This window comes from Rhizorhabdus histidinilytica, from assembly GCF_900167915.1.
In the GTDB taxonomy this organism is placed as follows: domain Bacteria; phylum Pseudomonadota; class Alphaproteobacteria; order Sphingomonadales; family Sphingomonadaceae; genus Rhizorhabdus; species Rhizorhabdus histidinilytica.
On record NZ_FUYM01000043.1, the window covers coordinates 1 to 2,943 of the forward strand.

Sequence of the window (2,943 nt, forward strand, 5' to 3'; positions counted from 1 at the left end):
CACCCTGGAAATGGCGCCACTTGAAATCCGTCATCGTTCCGTCCGTCCAATCTCCGCCAAGCATGCTCAAGCTTCACGATTTTTGCAACAGAGCCCGATTGAGAGCCTGTGTTATACATGCTGAGTGCGACCCGAAGGGCCTCTTGCGGGGTGCGACCCGTCTTGGCCGAACGGAAATTGGACAGGAGCACACGGCCTGCCGCTTCGACATTGGCGCACTGCTTGAAAACAGTGTCCCACGTCAGGCCGAGCCAGCCCATGTTGCGTGAATTGATTTGGCCGAGGCCGAGATCCACGCTGTAGCCGCGCGCAACATAAGAGCGCGCGGTTGCGATAGCCTCCGCCTCATTGCGCGGACGGCGCGGCTGACTGGCCACGCCGTTGACGTTGATCGCAAAAACATAGTTGGAAGATTCCGCATCCACGATCGCGGCGATCGTATGCGGCGCTACCGCTGGGGCGCATTGCGCCGCCAGCGAAAGAACGGCTCCGGTTTCGAGGAACACGTTCCCGCTCCCGGTCAGTTGCGCGGCTGATAGTAGGTCTGTTGCCGCCCGTCAGTCCAAGTGACCGTCAAGCGACCAGGCCTCCCATCATCCGGCTTCTTGTATTTTGTCTTGGCGATACCCCCGCCCGTGCATGTCGGGAAGCTGCCGCCGAGAGCCAGCACCCGCCACAGTTTCGTTATCGGTGGAACACAGGCTGGATATTGCGTCGGACCACCCGGGTTGGAGATGCACAGAACAACCTCACATGCCCAAGTATTATCCGACGCTACAGCGGGGGTCGATTGCACCGCAGCCCCCACCAAGGCGGCCGCGAGCGCGAAATTAAAAGCTTTCATCGCTTTCTCCCTCGTCATCGAGATTTATGCACATATCACGATGAGGGGGAAAGGGAAGCCTAAAACGCCAATTTGTTGCTGCATTGTTTGTCGGGGACCAATCGGATATGGTCATCCTCATATCCGTAATCGAGCACGACATGCCGCACGGCACTTGACAGTCGCTTGTATGTTTTAAGCGTCGGTTGCTCGAATAGGCAGACATTCAGCCACTTATCGCCATGCCACGATACTTTAACGTTGATGATCCATTCACTCGACGGCAACTGCGCAATCTCGACCGCTTGGATCATTCCCCCAGCGGGGCGGCGGGTGGTTAGTTCGCGTTCCAGGATCGGATCATACTGCCAATCGTCGCTATGCGGCATCGTGATTTATTCCCTTTTACCGATAAGGATATGTCTATCCTCGCTTTGACGGCGAGGGCAACCCGGCTTGTCCTCTCTTGCCGTGCAACCACATTACAGCCATTAAGCGTGTCAACACGCTTATTCCGGCACCACATCAACCTCTTGTGTTTTAGACCTATGGCTCGCCCGAAAAGACAGGAAGACCCCCTTCTCCCGGTTCCCTTGCCCCGGCGTCGGCCGAGCCGCGCGAACACGCGCAATCTCGCAGCGTCGGTGAAACCCGAGCTGGCGGCAGAGATCAAAAACCTTGCTGAGCGCGAACAAACGTCCGTTGCCGCCCTGGTCGAAGAGGCGACGATTAATCTCTTGAAAGCACGCGGGATCGAATATCCCGACTATCTGCGCCACTACCGCAAGTTGGCGTGACGAGCGCGTTATAGGCCCAGTCGGCCCGAAGCTGCGATTTTGGCCAGGTTGAAGAACGAACACTGAACGCTTGATTGATTCTACCAGGACCGTTGCTGACCACCGACCTCGTAGATATCGGCTTCCATGGAGCAATTGTAGCTCTCTGCGATGTTGAACATCTCGGAGAGGAGGCTTTGGATTTCCTCATCAAGGGAAATGCCATCCGGATCGGGGTCATAGGCGACGGTCAGTTTGTAATCACAATTGCCGTTTTTTACCATGGCGTAGTCGCGTTCCAGCATCGCCTCAATCCGCTCCCGAGCGGGTTTTCTACCTCTTCCACGCTTGTTGAAGTTCTCGATAATCAGATGCAGGGCGATGCTGGCAGTGGGCGGCTTTTCCGGCAGTTTGGTCTGTGACGGAATAATGTCGAGCGCCCGATAGACGGTCATTCGTGAGACCTTCAGGTCGCGGGCAACGCGGGCCTTGCTGGCGCCGGCGGCAAGGCGACGGCGGATTTCATCGTCATCGACGTTCTTCTTCCGGCCTTTGTAAACGCCTTCGGCGCGCGCCGCTTCGATCCCGGCGCGCTGACGATCCTTGATGAACTTCAGCTCCATATCGGCGACCATGCCGAGTATGGTGATGACCATTCGCCCCATGTCGCCCGCCGTCGTCACCTCTGGCTCAAGGATGCGCAGCGAAGCTCCCTTTTCATCAAGCTCATGCACCAGGTTCAGGACATCGCGCGTGGAGCGGCCGAGCCGGTCGAGCCGCAGCACGACCAGCTCGTCGCCGGTGTGCATAAACTGCATGATCGTTTCCAGTTCCGTGCGCCCGCTCCGCGAGGCCCCCGATCCGGTCTCGGAACGGATAATTTCGCAACCTGCATTCTTGAGGCGGCCAATCTGGATATCCAGATCCTGGTCCGTGGTGCTGACGCGGGCATATCCGATACGAGCCAAGTGCAAAATCCGTCACATTAGGGTGGCTCTTGCAGTGTATCGTCACATTGAGCGCAAACCCACCCTTTTGTGACAGACGAATGGTGTCACTCGGCCCTATCACTCTGGGGTGTACCCAAATGTTATAGGCCGATCAGCCGCCTCACGCTGCAAGCCGTCCAAAATCAATCCGGTCGTTCAGGTCGAGGTCGAAGCGGCCATAAGGGTTCACATGACTGTAGATCAACGGCGTGAGACCACGATAATCTTCCGGCGTCATCCGCCCCGCCCACTTCGGCTCAACCTGCGCGGCGACAACTACGATGGCCGGTTGAGCGGCGACTATGATGGCCGGTAGGATCGGTTGTCTGGTCTGATCGTAGGGAGGGGCGCAGCC

At 57.6% G+C, this 2,943-nt stretch carries 5 protein-coding genes; 1 reads left to right on the forward strand and 4 read right to left on the reverse strand.

What is annotated here, in order from left to right; all coding sequences use genetic code 11:
• Both B5X82_RS25990 and B5X82_RS26000 read right to left on the reverse strand, forming a co-directional pair.
• A partial coding sequence (locus B5X82_RS25990) for a lytic transglycosylase domain-containing protein (RefSeq protein ID WP_139385180.1) occupies nucleotides 1–506 on the reverse strand: 506 nt, incomplete at its 3' end.
• A 397-nt stretch (nucleotides 507–903) separates the two neighbouring features.
• On the reverse strand, nucleotides 904–1,212 hold the full coding sequence (locus B5X82_RS26000) for a hypothetical protein (protein WP_020819813.1): 309 nt from the start codon (nucleotides 1,210–1,212) through the stop codon (nucleotides 904–906).
• A gap of 255 nt (nucleotides 1,213–1,467) precedes the next feature.
• Between B5X82_RS26000 and B5X82_RS26895 the strand changes: the two genes are divergently transcribed.
• Nucleotides 1,468–1,620, forward strand: a complete 153-nt coding sequence (locus tag B5X82_RS26895) for a hypothetical protein (RefSeq protein ID WP_006949649.1) — start codon at nucleotides 1,468–1,470, stop codon at nucleotides 1,618–1,620.
• A gap of 80 nt (nucleotides 1,621–1,700) precedes the next feature.
• Here the strand turns inward: B5X82_RS26895 and B5X82_RS26010 are convergent, their stop codons facing one another.
• On the reverse strand, nucleotides 1,701–2,567 hold the full coding sequence (locus B5X82_RS26010; RefSeq protein WP_006953933.1) for a recombinase family protein: 867 nt from the start codon (nucleotides 2,565–2,567) through the stop codon (nucleotides 1,701–1,703).
• Between the two features lie 142 nt (nucleotides 2,568–2,709).
• Nucleotides 2,710–2,943: transposase (locus tag B5X82_RS26980; RefSeq protein WP_217699595.1), on the reverse strand; the 234-nt coding region annotated here is incomplete at its 5' end.

Excerpts from the sequence above, each read along its gene's own strand:
- B5X82_RS26000 (WP_020819813.1), bottom strand. The coding sequence starts at position 1,212 with ATGCCGCATAGCGACGATTGGCAGTATGATCCGATCCTGGAACGCGAA.